This is a genomic window from Proluteimonas luteida (genome assembly GCF_021191695.1).
GTDB classification, from domain to species: Bacteria; Pseudomonadota; Gammaproteobacteria; order Xanthomonadales; family Xanthomonadaceae; genus Luteimonas; species Luteimonas luteida.
On record NZ_JAIWPT010000014.1, the window covers coordinates 71,393 to 87,938 of the forward strand.

Sequence of the window (16,546 nt, forward strand, 5' to 3'; positions counted from 1 at the left end):
AAGAAGGAAAACGCATGTCCGCACGACTCTCAGGCAAGGTCGCCGTCGTCACCGGCGCCTCCACGGGCATCGGTGCCGCCATCGCCAGGGCGCTGGCCGCCGAGGGCGCCGCCGTCATCGTCAACTACAGCCGCAGCCGGGATGCCGCCGAACAGGTGGTCGCCGCGATCACCGCAGCCGGCGGAAAGGCCGTGAGCCACTGCGGCGACGTCTCGCGACAGGGCAGCGCCGAGGGCATCGTCGGCCATGCGATCAGCACGTTCGGCAAGCTGGACATCCTCGTCAACAACGCCGGCGTTGCCGAGTTCACCGCCATCGCCGACTTCAAGGACGAGATCTACGACAGGGTCTTCGACGTCAACGTGCGTGGCACCTTCCTGGTCAGCGCCGCCGCATCGAGGCACCTCGGCGAGGGCGGCAGCATCATCAACATCAGTTCCATCATCACCGAATGGGCGCCCGGGCAATCGTCGGTCTACGCGGCGTCGAAGGGGGCGGTGGATGCGCTGACGGTGGCCCTGGCCAATGAACTCGGCCCACGCGGCATCCGGGTCAATGCCATCAAGCCCGGCGCCATCGTCACCGAGAAGGTGGAAGCGGCCTGGGAGCACGTCTCGGGCCAGCTCGAACCGCTGGTTCCGCTCACACCGCTGCGACGCCTGGGCAAACCGGGGGACATCGCCAGCGTCGCCGTCTTTCTCGCCTCCGACGAATCGGTCTTCATCACGGGCGACATCCTGTCGGCCAGTGGCGGTCTGCACGTCGCCTGATCCGGAACCACACCCCGGATACCAGGCAGGCCCGGGGCGCAGGACCACGGCGGCAGCGTCGATGCCGACACCCTTTGCCTAGTTCCACAGCACGCCACACCAACGCGGCAACACACCCGAGGGAGGACATTGCCATGCCACACATGCTTTGGAAAACACCGCTTCACCGCCCCGACAGGCAGCCCGGCATCGGCAGGAGGCATTGCCATGAATGAAGCCGTACTTCACACCGATACGCGGGCACATCCGGCGCGGCGCGTCCCCGGAGAACCCGGGCTGTGGGTGTTCCTGTTCGCGGACATGGCGATCTTCCTGGTGTTCTTCGTCGCCTTCCTGAAGGAACGCGGCCAGGCGCATGAACTGTTCGAAGCCTCGCGCATGTCGGTCGGCCTCACCATCGGCCTGATCAACACGGTCATCCTGCTGACCAGTTCGCTGCTGGTGGTCATGGGCATCAACGCCGCCCGCCATCACGCCAACGAGGTCGCCAGGCGGGCGCTCTACGGCGCCGTGGCCTGCGGCGTCGTGTTCGTGGTGCTCAAGCTCGTGGAATACACCCACCTGATCCAGGCCGGGCACGTCATCGGATCCAACCTCTATTTCGACTACTTCTACTTCCTGACGGGAATGCACCTGGCGCACATCCTGATCGGCTTCGTCACTCTGTCGATCATGATCGGGAAGGTCAGGCAGCCAGGAAAACTGTCAGCCAGGGACATGTCGGTGATGGAATCCTGCGGCTGCTACTGGCATCTGGTGGACCTGCTCTGGATGTTCATTTTCCCGCTCCTGATCGTGGTGGCCTGACGATGACGACAATCACACGCAAGCAATTGCTCCCCACCCACATCGCCCTGATCTGGGCTTCGCTGGTGGCGCTTTCCCTGCTCGGGCCCAATCTCGGCAGCGAGCGCGAGGCCACCAATACCATCGCCGTCATGGTGTTGGCGTTCGGTGCCATCAAGGTCCGGTTCGTGGGTCTCTACTTCATGGAGCTCAAGCACGCGCCTTTGAAGCTGAGGCTCGCATTCGAGGCCTACTGCCTGCTGTTGTTCGGCTGGCTGTCCTGGCTGTACGTGAGCCTGTAGGCCGGATCACCCCGCAGGCCTGGCGGACGGAACCCGTCAAGGATTCCCGCACCAGGAGCGTGGGCGGCAGAACTGTTCGAGCCGGAAAGCCGGATTTGCAGCCCGGATGATTTCTGCCGCGCACGCCCCCAGGCAACCAGAACTCCCTATCCAGCCCGCCGTTGGAGTAGGTCCCCGATGAATCGACCCGATGCCGACCACGTATCGCGGAGAGCAGTGCGTCGTCTCCGGCCATGGCGTGCCCCCTCGGCTCTCATGCTGTCCTGCCTGCTGCCGGTCTTTGCCGCCCACGCGGGCGAAGGCGTCAAGCCGGCCGGCCCCATCGGCGGGACGGATATCGGCCAGGCGTTGCTGCCGCCGCCCGGCCTGTACGGCGTGACCTTCGCCGGGGCGGTCAACATCGACGGTTTTTTCGATGACTCCGGTTCCCGGATGCCGGTCGGGGGCGACAGCTACGTGGGCGGCGTAGGCCTGATGTACGTGTATCCACGACAGGTCTTCGGTGGATCGATCGCGACGACCCTGGCGATCGGATACGAACGGACATGCGTGGCCTTCAAGCCGGCGCCGGAATCCTGTTCCTCGGGACTGTTCGACGCCTATTCGGATGTGGTGTTCTGGACCCGCTTCTTCCCCAATGCCGACTTCCGCGCGCAAGGCGAAAGCGATGCGATGGTTACCTATGGACTGGCGTTCGGCCTCGGCGTCGGCGTGACCTTTCCCACCGGCGAGTACTCCGCCGGCAGCCCGATCAATGTCGGATCGAACGTCTACGGCATCGCGCCCAGCATCGCCCTGACCTACAACCGAAAGAGCATCTTCGGCGAAGCACTTGGCCAGGCCACCGAGTTCAGCGGCAGGCTGTTCCTCAACAACTATACCGACAACGAGGATACCGACTGGTCCTCGGGGAGGATGCTGAGCTTCGATTTTGCCGTCACCCAGCGCCAGGACCAGTGGCAGTACGGGGTCGCCGGTGTGGCCACCTACCAGATCCAGGACGATATCGTCCAGAGCGTCAATATCGGAAACCGCGCCAAGGGCGTGGCGCTTGGTCCCATCGTTTCCCGCAATTTCATCGTGGATGGGCGCCCCTACATCCTTTCCGCAAAGGCGCTGCTATCGGTGGCGGGCGAAAACGGCGCGTCCTCGCAGGCGCTGGTCGTCCGCTTCGGAACCAGGTTCTGATCCCGGCGTCCACTTCGCGTAGCGATGAACACCTTGGACAGCTCCTTATGCCATGGAACCTGGTTGACCCCACCGCTCGAGCAGGCGCACGCAGGACCACGCCATCGTTGCAGGCAGTACAACCACACCGCCCATCGAAGCGGTTCGCCAGGATCGAGAGGCCTGGGCCCCTTCTTGCCGTACCCGATGGAACCTTCGGTCCTCGTGCGCGCCCGGTCGCTCAGAGCGTCGTCATCCGCCCGGTCTCGTGCAGGCCCTCGACATTGGCGAGCGCGGCCCCGAAGACATCGGGGTAAGGCTTCCACTGGCGGATCGAGACGCTGCCCAGGCCATTGCTCAGGGTCTTCGTGCGGCCGTCCCGGTAGGTGAAGGTGCCTTCGAGCGCATCCCAGTTCAGGGTGGCCACCGGGGTGCTCGGGCCGGTCGCGGTGACGCCCCAGACCGTCGCGCCGACCACGTTGGCGGTGAACATCAGCACGCCGGCCTCGACCTCCATCCGGATCCTGTAGCGGGTCGGGATGAACGCGCCGAGCGCGCGCAGCCAGGCCCATTCCAGATGCTCGATGGTGAACTCGCCGGCGGGAAAGAACTGCGCTTCCTCGGCCAGGTTCAGCACCATGTCCTTCTGGCCGAGCTTCATCTCGTACATGGAGCCGAAGACTTCGTCGAAGTGGAACCACATCCAGTCTTCCCAGCCGCCGATCTCGGCCGCCGAGGAATCCACCGCGATGTAGCGCTCGCGGATGCCCTTGCCCTTGATGGCGATCTCGCGTCCCTGCAGCGTCAGCTTGCCTTCGATGCGCCCCGACCAGTTGTAGCCATAGGCGATGCTGTGCGGCGTGAGGTAGGACGGCTTCTCGCGGCCGTACCAGAGCGGACAACCTTTGCCGATATGGACGAACTCGGCCTTGATGCCGCGCGCCTTGTCCTCGATGGTGTAATGCCAGGTGTGGTCGTCCTTGCAGATCACCTGGTAGTGCTCGCCCAACGTCACCCGGACCTCGGTTTCGGAACGCTCGACCTTCAACGTACCGCCCGGCAGGACATGCTGGGTCGACAGGCCCACGGGCGGGAAATCGGCCAGCTTGAAGATGGTGCCGGGCAGCGGGACGACCTGGCCGGACTCCCAGCCGACCTCGATGTTCCACATGTCGCGGTTTTCCAGCCCGAGGATGAGCGGTGACGTGCCGAACCAGTACGTCCTGCCGTCGTCGCCATGGACGACCGCCGAACAGAGCCAGTCGAGAAAGGGAGCATCGCGTGCGTCATCGGGGATGCCATGGGCCTCGATGTCGAGGGTCACTTCGGGATTGCTGACGATCATGGCCTGTTTCCTTTCGGGTTTGCTGGAGAGGTTGTCTGGCTATCGTTTGATGGTCGGCGCGACCTGCGCCGGTCCGGCATCGCCCTCCATCGTGACGAGGTCGGTGATGCGGTCGAGATAGGACGCGATCGCCTCCAGGTCCCTGTCGGAGAAAGGGAGAACCGCTTCGCGATAGCACTCGTGAAGCTTTTCGAGCACGGCGAGCTGGCTGGCGGCCGCCTTCTCGTCGAGCACGACCAGCACGCTGCGGCGGTCCTGGGAGTTGGGCAACCGACGGATGAAGCCTGCCGACGCCATGCGATCGAGCAGCGCGGTGCAGGCGCCCGAGGTAATGCCGAGATACTCGGCGATCTGCTTGGGGCTGATCGGCCGGTCCTGCGCCTTCAGATAGGCGATGCATCGGAAGTCCGTGGTATGGACATTCGCCTGCCCGGCGGCCCGACCATGTGCTTCCTCTACGCGATGGAGCATCCTGACAAGGGACGTGCCGACCCGCACGTGGCTGGTAGTTCCCAAGCTCGGCATGCTGGACCAGTTATCTCAATAGCCATGTATCTTGACGATCGAATGATACTGCGCTTGTCCAGGGCGGCACAAGGATCGACCCCGCCGAACCACCATGGACGATGGCAATGTCGGCAGCAGGCGCTGGCGCACGTCGGAGACCTCGCCCGGCATGGCCGGTGCCGGGAACCCCGGCCGCGGCCGTCACCGGCCTCGCGCTCGGCAATGCCGCGACGATCCTTCAAGTTCCATGACACGCCCTGGACCTCCGGCTGCGCCGGGCGCCTTCCCGGACACAGCGACGCGACCACCGAAGTCGCGCCGCCGCCCCCAGCCAGCACACTTGGCTACAACGTGATGAACATGCTGGCCAGTACGTTCAGGGAGCTGCCCTGCCCATCGAAGTACTGGATGCTCGGATTGTCGGTATAGCCGACGCCGAGCGTCGCATAGACGCCCGACCTGACCCGGAACATGTAGGACGCCGTGGCGCTGTTGGCGTACTCGTTGGCGAACAGGCCGGTATAGGGTGCATACGCGTTGGTCACGTCCTGCAGGTGGTCGCTGACCGAGTTGTGGTTGGCGATCAGCGAGATCATGTCGCGCGGCCGGTTCGAGAACGGCCCCAGCCAGTACGCACGCAGCTCGTAGTAGCGGGTGAACGCCGCCACCTCGGACTCGCCGCCCATGAAGGTGCCACCGAGGTATACCCCCCGGTACGCGGTATAGGGCGAACCCGGCGCCTGTTGCCAGACCTGGCGGTCTGCGAGCAGGTACACGCCGCTGCCGCCCTTCCGGGTCGCGTCGGGATCGGCCAGCAGGCGGCTGAAGTCGGTGAAGTCGGAGGTGTTGTGGAAGCCGCCGCCACGCACCCAGACGTAGGGATTGCCGGGCGCCGCCTGGCGCTTGTAGCCCAGCTCGCCGGTGTACAGGATCCGGGTGCCCGGCACCGACGACTTGAAACGCAGGCCCGATGCGTTGTCATTGACCTCGTCGTAGATCGGGTTGCCGGTCGCCCCCCTGACCGGAAGACTTCTCTGCACGCCCAGCTGGGCGTAGAAGTCGTCGTTGACGTGCCAGGTCGCACGCACGTTCGGCGTCGAGACGTTGTTCGGGGACATGCCCATCGCCAGCGGAAGGAAGCCGTTGGGTCCGAAGGGATTGGTGACCATGCCGCCGACGAAGGTGCCCATGAACTCGGTCAGCGACGGGAAATAGCCCATCTTGAGTTCGACCTTGCCATCAAACAGCGTCTGGTACCAGGACAGCACGAACACGCGGACGGTCTTGGGGCTGTAGGCCTCGTCCGAGGACAGGCCCCAGTGTCCGCCGAACGTGATCTGCCCGTCCGGTACGCCCCAGCGGCTGGAATCGTAGGTCAGGTACGCCAGGTTGGAGACGAAGTAGTCGCCGCCCTGGCCGAAATAGGACCTTCCGCCGGCGCAGTTGTAGTTGAGGTTCTCCGGCACGCAGGGCGGCACGTAGTCCGGAACCCGGCGGGGATTGTCGAGCGTGTTGATCTGGAAGATCGGGATCGACTGGACCGACAGGCCGAAACCGTGCTCGGCCATCCGGGTGCGCCAGTGGCCGTCGTCCCTGGTGATGCTGTCGCCGAACGATGGAAACGGAATGTTCCAGCCCTTGTAGCCATGGATCGCATCGAGCGCATGGGCCCTGGCCTCGGAGTCCATCGACGGCGCTGCGGGCGATCCGGACGGCGGCGGATCACCCGCACGATCCTCGACGTCGGCGCCGGGCATCGACACCGCATCGAGCGCCGCGGCCTGGTCGATGTCGGGCGAAGACGGTTCCGGAAGATCCATTGCCATCGCAGGACCGATGCCCATCGCAAGCACGATCAGCGAGAGCCCGGAGCGGGACTGTCCCCGCCGCACGGGAAGAGGCTTCCCGCCATGGCCGGATACCGCGTCCCGTGCAAGCCGCACAAGCGAACCGCTTCCACGCCCTGCAGGGGTGTCGTGATGCTTCATTGTTTTCCCTCCCTCTCATTTGATTCGTTTCGTTGTTTCGGATTGCTTCCGGCGGACGGGGGGAGGGAGATTCTTCCGACAGCAGCTGATCCGGAGCCACGAGGCGACCGATATCGATTTCGTTGTTTGCAATGCCGAGGCGACTTTCTGTCGGGCTGCTCCACCGGCGTCGTCATGCGAACCCCGGGCCACCTCCCTTCCGACTGAAGACCAGATGCAACGCGCATGCGGCGACAAGCACCAGCGGAACGACCAGAAGCAGATAGGCGTCGTACGACCCGTAGACGTCGAACAGCCGGCCGGCAAGCAACGGTCCCAGGCTCGCGCTGACGGCGAACGTCGCGATGAGCACCGCATAGATCGAGCTGAACGCATGGCTGGGCAGCATGCGCGACGCCATGTAGCTCACGACGGTGGTTTGTCCGCCCATCGACAGGCCGAACAGCAGGACCGCCGCAAGCGAACCCCACAGGCTTCCCTTCGCCGAATACAGCAGGAATACGGTGGCGACCGGAAGCAGGAAGGCGGCGATGCCGGTCCACCTGGCAGGATATCTGTCGACCAGGACACCGGCGCCAAGCTGGCCGACGATATTGCCCAGGCCCACGACGCCGGCGATCGCGGCGGCGGTGCTCAGCGTGAACCCGTCCAGCGTCAGCATCGACACCAGGTGGACGCTGGTTCCCATCGAGACGACGGCATACAGGCCACCGGCGATCACCAGGCAGATGAACGTGCCCGAGCGCAGGAAGCGCTTGACCTCGCCCGGTTTCGCCGCCGGCGCGTCCATGGCAGCCGGACGCGCGGAGGGCCCGGCTCCGCGGTCGCGGGGACCATGGAAGTAGACGTAGGCCAGTGGCAGGATCACCACTGCCCAACTGCAGGCCAGCGCGGCGAATGCCAGGCGCCAGCCGATCGTCTGGATGAAGAACGCCGCCGCGATGGGCGCAACCGCGCTCGCCACTCCCATGCCGCACAGCGCCACCGCAAGCGCGGTGCCGCGCGCGGCGTTGAACCGCCCGACGACGGCCGACACCCAGACCACGCTGGCGACGCAGGCGATGCCCACTGCCAGCAGGGCGCACAGGGCGCGCCATTGCCAGATCGAGCCATTGGCCACGCCGAGCAGCGAATAGGCCAGGACGAAAGGCACGATGCCCAGCAAGGCCACCTTGCGCGGACCGACGCGGTCGACCAGCCGACCCACCAGCGGCGAAATCGCCAGGTAGACCAGCATGTGGATGGTGAAGCCTGAGGCGAACTCGGCCCGGCTCCAGCCGAATGCCTCGGTCATCCGACCGAGAAACACGCCATTGGCGAACGCGAAACTCGTCTGCCCGGCAATGCCGATCATCGCCACGAACGGAAGCGGCCACATGGCTTTCCATTCCTGCGCCACCGACAACGGTTGGCTCATCTGCACGACATCTCCTTCATTCGAGGAAACTCGACATGAATCCCGATGTTTCCCCGCGGGCTTCGCACTCTGGCGCCCGGGATGCGAACGGGAACGCGCACGGCGTGGCGCGCAGCTTTTCCGAACACGTCCAACGGGACAGTTCCCGGTACTTGTCGCAGGGCGATGCGGGACCCTTTGGATCGTCCGCATCGCCCTGCAACCAGGCAGCCGGGAATCCTCTGAACAAGTCGCTCCATGCTCGTCATTCCCGGCGAAGGCGGGAATGACGGACTTGTTGAAGGGATCCCTAGACCCGGATCGAAGGATCCGGCGCGGTCCGGAGCTGCGCCTGGAGCGCGAGCGCCTCCATTTCCTCCTTCTCCTCGGATTTGACCGCGCGCAGCAGGCACACCACCATGCTGATCTGCCACAACGGGAACACCGTGGACGGTATCCAGAGCGGGAACAGGCCATCCCAGGCCATCGGCCCCGTCTGCACGGCGTAGATCAGCACGCCTGGCGCGAACGCCAATGCGAAGAAGAAGTTGGAGTACGCGAACCACCTCGGGAACACCGGGTTCTTCCTGCGGTCCAGCAACGCGGCCAACCCGATGATGAAGATGTTGAGCGAGAAGATGAAGGCGACCCCGACCATCGTCAGCCAGTACTGGTCGTTCATGAGCTGGATCAGCGCAGGATCCCTGTCCGGCCGATAGACGGCATTGGCGAGCGTGGCGAGCGGATAGCACCACCCCGTCGGCGCAACGACGGCCGTGGTCAGCTGCAGGAACGACAGCAGACCGAAGTGTCCTTCGATCCGCTTGATCTGCATGCTGGTGATCACGGCGAAGAAGTAGAAGAACGGCGCCAGCAGATTCATTCCGATCGCCAGCCAGAGGATGCCGGTACGCCGCTCCATCAGGTAGGCATACGTTTCCTCGGCGCCCCAGGCGGGCGAGGGGGGCGGCGCGTAGAGGTCGGCCAGAAAAAAATAGAGGCCGGTGTTGCCGATCGCGATGAGCACCGAACTCCAGACGCACAGGCGATAGAGCTTGAACTTCAGTTTCGGATCGATCCCTATACCTTGTTGCACTTTGATTCTCCTCTCCCTCTACGGCTTTGCCACGATGGCTTGCCCGGTGAATGCGACACGCGCCAGGCATCCGCCTGTTGCGCCAATCCGAGAGAATCGCCACCCGGTTCCGGGTCCATGCGGACCGGGCCCGGCCACCGGTGGCATTCGGTTTCTTCATGCCCCATGAGGGCCGATCGGATCCGTCCGGAAAACTAGGGACTTTCCGGCGGACGGGTATGGAATTCGGTCGTGATCCGCTCGAACTCCGTCTTTCGCTCGATCTGCAGCCAGTGCCCGCAGCGCGAGAACGTGTGCAACTCGACCTCCGGCAGCCAGCGATTGGCGAAGTGCGCCTGGTCGTAGGGCAGCGTGCGGTCGTCGCGTCCCCACAGGATCAGGGTCGGCGTCTGCACGCTTGCCGCGCGGGTCCACAGCGGCACGTGGCTGCCGCAGATCCCGGGATCGAACATCGATCCGAACAGCTGCTTCATCCGCGGGATCACGCCGTCCGCCAATGCGTTGCGCATGCGCTCGTCGACCAGCTCTTCGGTGATCTTTCCGTGGTCATGGACCATCGTCCTGATCCACGCCACCATGCGCTCGCGCGTGGGATCGCCGAGGAATTCGAACAGGCGCTGGAAGCCCTCGCTGGGCTCGGTGTTGAACAGGCCCACCGACAGCCCGCCGGACCCGATCAGCGCCATCCTGCGCACGCGCTCCGGGTGCAGCACCGCAAGCTCGGCGGCTACCGCGCCGCCCATCGAGTTGCCGATGAACCCGGCGGACGCAATGCCCAGCCGGTCCATGAGCCCGGCGATGCGGCGCGCCGCCAGCAACGGGTAGTACTCGTCGATGACCGGAAGCGGGGATGCGCCGAATCCCGGCAGGTCCGGCATGATGGTCCGGAACGTCCCGGCGAACACCGGCAGGTTGTGCTTGTAGTTGGACCACGCGCTGACGCCCGGGCCGGAGCCGTGCAGCAGGAACAGCGGCTCGCCCTGCCCGGCCTCGTGATAGGCGATCGAGGCACCCTCGACATCGACGTGCTTGAGCGTCGATTCATAGCTGTACTGGTTCGTCATTGCAGACCCCTCCCGTGGCCGCGATCACGTCGTCGCCGGGGCGGACCGCCCCGGCGCGAAACTCGGCCTACCTGCGCGAAGGCAGCTCCAGGCCGGCCGACGGCGTCGTGGTGACGTATGCGCTGGTTGCCGGGTCGATGTCCGGCAGGTCGCCGTACCAGGTCATGCCGGCCGGGTTGTCGGCCTTCCATTCCAGCGGCTCCCAGTCGGGCTCGAAGAACTCGCGCCCGCCCGAGTACAGCTCGATGCGATGGCCCGAACCGGGATCGCGCAGGTACAGGTACATGGCCTGGCCGATGCCGTGCTTGCCGGGACCCGCGTCGATCTGGATGTCCATGTCCTTGATCTGGTCGGCGGCGGTCAGCATGTCGGCGAAGTTCTCGATCGAGAACGCGACGTGGTGGAACTGCGCATCCTGGCCGTTGGGCGAGGCGCCGATGGCGATGTCGTGCAGCTTGGAATTGACCGACAGCCAGGACGCCAGGATCTGCCCGGGCGCCTGCGGCAGGGTCAGGAACTCGCGCCGCTTGAATCCCAGGCTCTTCTGCAGCCAGGCCTCGGCATCGTTGACGGTGGCCATGCTGGTCATCACGTTGAGATGGTCGAGCCGGCGCACGCCCAGCGCCCGGCGGCGCGAGCTGTTGCCGAGCAGGCGCGAACGCAGGTCGTCGGGCGCCTTCGGCTTGTCGATCTCGTAGTACAGCTCCACCGGATGGCCGCCGCCCGGGATCAGGAAGCGGATCGCCTCGCCGCGTCCGGCCTCCGTGCCGGCCGGCAGCACCTTGACCTCCAGGCCTTCCTCGGTCAGCTGGCGGTGGAACAGCTCCACGTCCTGCGGGCGGGCCACGCGGAAACTGTAGGCATTGATGGTCGCTTCGGACTGCTGGGTCAGCACCAGCGAGTGATGGTCGAATTCCTGATAGCCGCGCAGGTAGGCCACGCCATCTTCTTCGTAGGTGATCTCCATGCCGAACAGGCCGTTGAAGAATTCCAGCGAACGCTTCAGGTCCGGCGTGCCGATGTTGATGCCGCCGGCGTGCGCGATCCTCGGACCCGGGTCGTAGTTGCCTGTCATCCCATTGCTCCCTCGAGTGGTTCGTGTTGGACGATGCGCCGCGCGCATCCTTCTTGAATCGGGCCGTGCGCGCCGATGCGGCACGGCATCTCATGCAGGGCGCCGGACATCACGCCGCACCTGCGCGCAGGTCGAGCGCGATGTCGGTGAGCATGTCTTCCTGGCCGCCGACCAGCTTGCGGCGGCCGGCTTCGATCAGGATGTCGCGGGCCGGCACGCCGTAGTTCCGGGATGCGTTCTCCGCATGCCGCAGAAAACTGCCGTAGACGCCGGCGTAGCCGATCGTCAGCGTCTCGCGGTCGACGCGGACCGGGCGGTCCTGCAGCGGCCGCACCAGGTCGTCTGCGGCGTCGGTGAGCGCGAACAGGTCGCAGCCGGTCTCCCACCCCAGCAGGTTGGCCACGGCGATGAACGCTTCGAGCGGCGTGTTGCCGGCCGCGGCGCCGAGCCCGGTGAGCGAGGCATCGATCCGGTACGCGCCTTCCTCGATCGCGGCCACCGAGTTGGCCACCGACAGCGACAGGTTCTCGTGCACGTGGATGCCGATCTGGGTTCCGGGATCGAGCACGTCGCGATAGGCGCGCACGCGCTCGCGCACCGCATCGGTGGTCAGGCGCCCGGCCGAGTCGGTGATGTACACGCAATGCGCGCCGTAGGATTCCATCAGCCGTGCCTGCCTGGCCAGTTCGGCCGGGGCGTTCATGTGCGCCATCATCAGGAAGCCGGACACGTCCATGCCCAGCGCGCGCGCCTCGGCGATGTGTTGGGCGGAGACGTCGGCCTCGGTGCAGTGCGTGGCCACGCGTACCGAGCGCACGCCCAGGTCGTAGGCGCGGCGCAGCTCGGCGACCGTCCCCACGCCCGGCAGCAGCAGGGTGGTGATCACCGCATTGTCCGCGGCCTCGACCGCGGCCTCGATCCAGGCCCAGTCGGTGTGCGAGCCGGGTCCGTAGTTCAGGCTGGAGCCGGCCAGGCCGTCGCCGTGGCTGACCTCGATCGCGGCCACGCCGGCGCGGTCCAGCGCGCGGGTGATGTCCCCGACCTTCGCGGGGTCGAGCCGGTGCCGCAGCGCATGCATGCCATCGCGCAGGGTGACGTCCTGGACGTACAGCTTCGTCGCCGCGTTCGTGCCCGCACTGGTGATGCCGGTGTCCGTCGTCATCACGCCACCACCTTCGCCCGCTCGGCGATCCGTTCGGCCACGCTCATCGCCGCCGAGGTCATGATGTCGAGGTTGCCGGCGTAGGCTGGCAGGTAGTGCGCGGCGCCCTCCACTTCGAGGAACACCGTGACCTTGGTGTCGACCGGCCCGGCGCCTTGCGGCAGCACGGTGGCGACCTCGGCCGGGTCGACCGGAGTGAACTGCACGTCCTGCACCAGCCGGTATCCCGGGACGTAGGTGGTGACCCTGGCGACCATCGCCTCGACCGAGCGGCGCACCGCATCGTGGTCGGCGCCGCCGACCAGGCAGTAGACGGTGTCGCGCATGATCAGCGGCGGCTCGGCCGGATTGAGGATGATGATCGCCTTGCCCCGCTGCGCACCGCCCACCTGTTCGATGGCGTGGGCGGTGGTCTCGGTGAACTCGTCGATGTTCGCGCGCGTCCCCGGCCCCGCCGACTTCGACGACACCGAGGCGACGATCTCGGCATAGGGCACCGGCGTCACCTGCGAGACCGCCGCCACGATCGGGATCGTCGCCTGGCCGCCGCAGGTCACCATGTTGATGTTGGGCGCATCCAGGTGCGCGCCGAGGTTGACCGGCGGGATCACGAACGGCCCGATGGCCGCGGGCGTGAGGTCGATCAGGCGCACGCCGTGCGGTCCCAGCAGTTCCGCGTTGGCGACGTGCGCCGATGCGCTGGTGGCATCCATGACGATGCCGACATCGGCGAACTCCGGCATGTCGATCAGGCCCTGCACGCCGCCGGCGGTCGTCGCCACGCCGTGCTTGCGCGCCCGCGCCAGGCCGTCGGAGCCCGGATCGATGCCGACCATCGCCGACACCTTGAGATTCTTCGAATTGCGCAGGATCTTGAACATCAGGTCCGTCCCGATGTTGCCCGATCCCACGATCGCAACGCCGACCCGGTCGCTCATGCCGTCCCTCCTTCGTCCGAGAACCTCGCGGTGATCGTGCCCAGCGGTTCGATCGCCGCCTCGAAGACGTCGCCCGGCGCGACCGCGACCATCGGCCCCAGCGCGCCCGACAGCACGATGTCGCCGGCCCGCAGCGGCGCGCCGAACTCGATCGCCGTCGCCGCCAGCCAGGCCAGCGCGTTCAGCGGATCGCCCAGACAGTCGCGGCCGGTGCCCTGCGAGACCTGCTCGCCGTTGCGGTGCATCGTCATCACCGCATCGGCCGGGCTCAGCGCATCGAGCGTCCTGCCTTCGGCGCCGATCACGAACACGCCCGACGAGGCGTTGTCGGCCACGGTGTCGGTGATCAGGATCTTCCAGTCGGCGATCCGGCTGTCGACGATCTCCAGCGCCGGATAGGCCCTGTCGACCGCGTCGCGCACCACCGCCGGGTCGGAGGCGTCCAGAATGTCGCGTGCCAGCACGAAGGCGATCTCGGCCTCGGCCTTGGGCTGCAGCAGTCGCGAGAACGGCACCTCGTCGCCATCCTCGAAGCGCATGTCGTCGAACAGCACGCCGAAATCCGGCCGGTCCACGCCCACCTGGGACTGCACCGCCGCGGAGGTCAAGCCGATCTTGCGGCCGACCAGGCGGGCGCCGCGCCCGAGCCGGCGCTCGGTGACGCGCTGCTGCACCGCATAGGCCGCATCGATGTCGATCGCACCGATCAGCTCGGCGACCGGCGCGCACGGCGTACGTGCGACGCCAGCGCGATCCAGCCGCTCCGCCGCGGCATCCAGCGCCGCCGCCTCGCACGTCATGGCTGACCCCATGCGCAACCGTGCGCGGCCCGTTCCAGTGCCACCATCGTCATCTCCTCCCAGGGATTACCGTCGCCACGGACTGTCTCGCGGCATCTGCGCCGATGAATCAGCGCGATCCAGCGCGGGAACGATCGTGTTCGATCCCATCCGGCCGCGCATTACCCATCTGGACAAGGCCCGGAAGCGAAAGCGTTCCGTCGGACTACGGCCCTACCGGCCGCCATGAAGACAGGTGAGCGCATACCCCGCGGTGCGATGCCCCTGGCCGAAAGGCGACCGCACCTCATGTCGCCCGACTGCTCGCCGGCCGGGCGCCGATGCAGTTCAGCCCACGCGGCGGCAGGTGGCGCGCGATCGTGCCTGCAGCAGGTCCCCAGTCCGGCGCCATGCAGCCACGGCGATTGGGGATGTCGAGGCAGACGACAGGACTGCCCTCAGGCGCGCCAGTCCACCCAGTCGCCCGGCGCCAGCACCTGGATGGCGACGGGCCGCCCGCGGGCGGCCTCGTGCAGGCGGCCGAGCGGATCCTCCACTTCCACGTATTGCGCCATGCCCGCGACGCCGTAGTGGATCGGGACCAGGCGGCGCGCGCCGAGGATGGTCGCGGCCGCGACGGCCTGCTCCGGGGTCATGACGCCGGGCTGGCCGCTGCGCGGCTGGCGGAAGCCGAAGTGCGCGCCGTTGACGGGCAGGAAGGCGGCATCGAACGGCCCGAACTGCCGGCCGATCCGCCACCAATCCCCGTGCCACAGGGTGTCGCCGCCATGGAAGATGCGGCGGCCGCCGGCCGACACCACCCACGACACCTGCGGGTCGCCGTAGCCGTCGACGGCGGGCACCGGCGTGGCGGTGAAATCACCCAGCAGTTGCGGTGCCCACAGCGCGGCCGGCCGCAGCCGGGCGCTGTCGGGAACCGGCCGTGGCGCCGCATCCGCCGGGTGCAGCAGCGCGCCTCCGTTGCGCAGTGCCGCGGCGACGGCGATCGGGTCGAAATGGTCGCCGTGCGTATGAGTGACGAGGACGCTGGCATCGCCGACGGCATCGTCGACGGGGATCAACCGATCCGCGAGCGCGGCGCCCCACGCCCGCGGATCGACCAGCGGGTCGATGAACAGCGTCGCCTGCGGCAGCTGCAGGCGGACGCCTGCCCAGGCCAGCCGCTGGATGCGCAGCGCATCGGCTCCATCCGCCGCGAGGCTGCGCCCGCCGGGCAGCAGCGCGACGGCCGCGAGGCCGGCGCAGCCGGTCAGGAAGCGCCGGCGCCCGAGGCCGCCGCCGGACACCCGGCGTGCGCAGCCGTCGCCGCTCACGCGCGCTGCTCGCGCAGCGCGAGCGCGGTGTCGAGGGCGAAGACCGATTGCGCGACGATGGCCTCCAGGTTGCGCAGGTGCCATTCGCGTTCGAAGGCCGTCGCTTCGACCTGCGGCGCCAGGCAGGCGTCGATCGGGATCGAGGCGATGCGCTCGTCCGCCTCCTGCGGTAACGCGGTGGCGCGGATCGCGACGACGGCGTGCTGCAGCCGGTCCAGGTAATGGATGGCGTTGTCGAGCACGGCCGCGGGGAACCGGCCCATGTGCCCGCCGACGACCGTGCCCCTGCCGAACTGGCGCATCCGGCCGATCGCGGTGCGGATCTGCGCCGGGTCGGCCCTGGACAGGTAGACGATGTTGCCGACGATGTTGTCGCCGGCGCAGACCAGATCCGCGGTCGGCACGTCCACGCTGACGTGGTCCATGGTCTTGCCGGGGTTGTGCAGCAGGCGCAGTTCGTGGCGCCCCCAGCGGATCCGCACCGCGCTGTCGAAGACCACCTGCGGTGGGCGGTAGAACGCATCGACCCGCGGGTTCTGCGACAGGAAGGCGTGGCGATGGTTGCGGTGCGCGATCGCCAGCGCGTCCGGGAACAGCCGCAGGCCGGCGATGTGGTCGCTCATGAAGTGGGTCGCGACGACGATGCGCACCGTCCTGCCCATGTCCCCGCACACCACGCGCTGCAGCTCGCGCGCATCCTCCGCGCTGCCCAGCGAATCGACCAGCAGCACGTCGTCGCCGTCGAAGAAGGTGGTGGCGACGGACGTGTACGCGTCGCCGACGAACATCAGCACATCGGGACCCAGCGCTTCGACTCTCATGATGACCGTCCGTCGT

At 66.9% G+C, this 16,546-nt stretch carries 16 protein-coding genes; 4 read left to right on the top strand and 12 right to left on the bottom strand.

Going from position 1 to position 16,546, the window contains the following annotated elements; all coding sequences use genetic code 11:
- Positions 1-14 precede the first annotated feature (14 nt).
- The 4 genes from LDO26_RS13120 to LDO26_RS13135 all read left to right on the top strand — a co-directional run bounded on the left by LDO26_RS13120 (position 15) and on the right by LDO26_RS13135 (position 3,046).
- On the top strand, positions 15-770 hold the full coding sequence (locus LDO26_RS13120; RefSeq protein ID WP_232131543.1) for a glucose 1-dehydrogenase: 756 nt from the start codon (positions 15-17) through the stop codon (positions 768-770).
- A 207-nt stretch (positions 771-977) separates the two neighbouring features.
- The gene (locus tag LDO26_RS13125) at positions 978-1,577 is read left to right on the top strand and encodes a cytochrome c oxidase subunit 3 (protein ID WP_232131544.1); all 600 of its coding nucleotides are present in this window, start codon (positions 978-980) and stop codon (positions 1,575-1,577) included.
- Between the two features lie 2 nt (positions 1,578-1,579).
- Entirely contained in the window at positions 1,580-1,858 is a 279-nt protein-coding gene (locus LDO26_RS13130; protein ID WP_232131545.1) for a cytochrome C oxidase subunit IV family protein, read from the top strand.
- Positions 1,859-2,113: 255 nt separating this feature from the next.
- The gene (locus LDO26_RS13135; RefSeq protein ID WP_232131546.1) at positions 2,114-3,046 is read left to right on the top strand and encodes a SphA family protein; all 933 of its coding nucleotides are present in this window, start codon (positions 2,114-2,116) and stop codon (positions 3,044-3,046) included.
- A gap of 220 nt (positions 3,047-3,266) precedes the next feature.
- Here LDO26_RS13135 and LDO26_RS13140 read toward each other — a convergent pair whose 3' ends face one another.
- The 12 genes from LDO26_RS13140 to LDO26_RS13195 all read right to left on the bottom strand — a co-directional run bounded on the left by LDO26_RS13140 (position 3,267) and on the right by LDO26_RS13195 (position 16,530).
- Entirely contained in the window at positions 3,267-4,370 is a 1,104-nt protein-coding gene (locus LDO26_RS13140) for a hypothetical protein (RefSeq protein WP_232131547.1), read from the bottom strand.
- A 39-nt stretch (positions 4,371-4,409) separates the two neighbouring features.
- A complete protein-coding gene (locus LDO26_RS13145) occupies positions 4,410-4,886 on the bottom strand; it encodes a MarR family winged helix-turn-helix transcriptional regulator (protein ID WP_232131548.1) in 477 nt (158 codons plus the stop codon).
- Between the two features lie 335 nt (positions 4,887-5,221).
- Positions 5,222-6,703, bottom strand: coding sequence for a carbohydrate porin (locus LDO26_RS13150; protein WP_232131549.1), 1,482 nt, complete (start codon positions 6,701-6,703; stop codon positions 5,222-5,224).
- Between the two features lie 334 nt (positions 6,704-7,037).
- Positions 7,038-8,282, bottom strand: coding sequence for an MFS transporter (locus tag LDO26_RS13155; RefSeq protein WP_232131550.1), 1,245 nt, complete (start codon positions 8,280-8,282; stop codon positions 7,038-7,040).
- Between the two features lie 289 nt (positions 8,283-8,571).
- Positions 8,572-9,288, bottom strand: a complete 717-nt coding sequence (locus LDO26_RS13160; RefSeq protein WP_232131551.1) for a hypothetical protein — start codon at positions 9,286-9,288, stop codon at positions 8,572-8,574.
- Positions 9,289-9,551: 263 nt separating this feature from the next.
- The gene (locus LDO26_RS13165; RefSeq protein ID WP_232131552.1) at positions 9,552-10,421 is read right to left on the bottom strand and encodes an alpha/beta fold hydrolase; all 870 of its coding nucleotides are present in this window, start codon (positions 10,419-10,421) and stop codon (positions 9,552-9,554) included.
- Between the two features lie 67 nt (positions 10,422-10,488).
- Complete coding sequence (locus tag LDO26_RS13170) at positions 10,489-11,496, bottom strand: VOC family protein (RefSeq protein WP_232131553.1); 1,008 nt, start codon at positions 11,494-11,496, stop codon at positions 10,489-10,491.
- A 109-nt stretch (positions 11,497-11,605) separates the two neighbouring features.
- Positions 11,606-12,658, bottom strand: a complete 1,053-nt coding sequence (gene dmpG / locus LDO26_RS13175; protein ID WP_232131554.1) for a 4-hydroxy-2-oxovalerate aldolase — start codon at positions 12,656-12,658, stop codon at positions 11,606-11,608.
- Complete coding sequence (locus LDO26_RS13180; protein WP_232131555.1) at positions 12,658-13,596, bottom strand: acetaldehyde dehydrogenase (acetylating); 939 nt, start codon at positions 13,594-13,596, stop codon at positions 12,658-12,660. Before LDO26_RS13180 ends, dmpG begins: the two co-directional genes overlap by 1 nt.
- Positions 13,593-14,396: a 2-keto-4-pentenoate hydratase gene (locus LDO26_RS13185; RefSeq protein WP_232131556.1), complete on the bottom strand. Its 804-nt coding sequence runs from the start codon at positions 14,394-14,396 to the stop codon at positions 13,593-13,595. Before LDO26_RS13185 ends, LDO26_RS13180 begins: the two co-directional genes overlap by 4 nt.
- Positions 14,397-14,833: 437 nt before the next feature.
- Positions 14,834-15,709 (bottom strand): MBL fold metallo-hydrolase, encoded by an 876-nt coding sequence (locus LDO26_RS13190; protein WP_232131557.1) that lies wholly within the window; start codon positions 15,707-15,709, stop codon positions 14,834-14,836.
- A complete protein-coding gene (locus LDO26_RS13195; RefSeq protein WP_232131558.1) occupies positions 15,706-16,530 on the bottom strand; it encodes an MBL fold metallo-hydrolase in 825 nt (274 codons plus the stop codon). Before LDO26_RS13195 ends, LDO26_RS13190 begins: the two co-directional genes overlap by 4 nt.
- Between the last annotated feature and the right edge of the window lie 16 nt (positions 16,531-16,546).